The sequence below is a fragment of the Stenotrophomonas pictorum JCM 9942 genome (assembly GCF_001310775.1).
GTDB classification, from domain to species: Bacteria; Pseudomonadota; Gammaproteobacteria; order Xanthomonadales; family Xanthomonadaceae; genus Stenotrophomonas; species Stenotrophomonas pictorum.
Map to the genome: position 1 here is coordinate 1 of NZ_BAZI01000695.1, position 856 is coordinate 856.

The window sequence follows — 856 nt, forward strand, 5'->3', positions numbered from 1 at the left end:
AGCGGCGCAGCGCACTCACGCGCTGGGCCAGCTTTTTGGCGGAGACGCCGGAACGGAAACCCAGCTCCTGGGCGAACAGCGATACCCGCAACTCTTCGATATCCCAGCGCAGCGCGGCCCATTCCGGCCGTTCCGCCAAACCCTGGGTGCGCGCATCTTCCAGCGCATCGACGAAGGGCTTCAGTTCCAGCATCCGCGCCTGGTCGCGCGGCGGATCGCGCTTGGCGCGCTCGGCGCGCAGGATCATCGCCTTGAGATAGCGCGGGAACTGGGCCAGCGCATCGGCCGGGGTCTGCCGCAGGAAGCCGGCGTGGATCAGCCCGGCCAGCTGCCGTTCCATATCGTCGAGATTTCCGCGCGCCCAGCCCATCAGCGGCGCTTCCAGTTGCGGCTTCAACTCACCGACCAGCCCGAGGATGGATTCGGCCAACTTGAGCCGCTCCATCGCCTCGCCGAACAGGCGTTTGGCCGCATCGGCGCGGCGCAGCTCGAAGGCTTCCGGCGAGCGGATATCGCCCAGCCCGTCCGCCAGCACCGCGTTCATCGCCGCATCGACCAGATCGCCGCGCAGTCGTTCCTGTGACTCGATAGCCGCGTACAACAAGCCCGTCTTGGGCGCTACCGGCAACTGCTTGCGGGCCTGTTTGACCTTGTCGGCCAGGGCGATTTCCAGCAGCCGGCGTACCCCATGCGGGTGGGCAAGACGGGCCTCGTTGCGGTCGGCGAAGATGCGCAGCGCCGCGCATTCACCGGTGTCGACCAGTGCCGGATACGCCGGCACTCCGGCTTCACCGGGCACCTGCTCGGGAATGGGGGTGGCCGGGAACTCGCGCAGGCCTTCGGCCGCCAGGGCCTT

At 68.3% G+C, this 856-nt stretch carries 1 protein-coding gene; it reads right to left on the reverse strand.

Annotated elements, in window-relative coordinates:
* Positions 1-856, reverse strand: an 856-nt coding sequence (locus JCM9942_RS17115; protein WP_157723046.1) for a DUF3418 domain-containing protein, incomplete at both ends; no start/stop codon positions are given.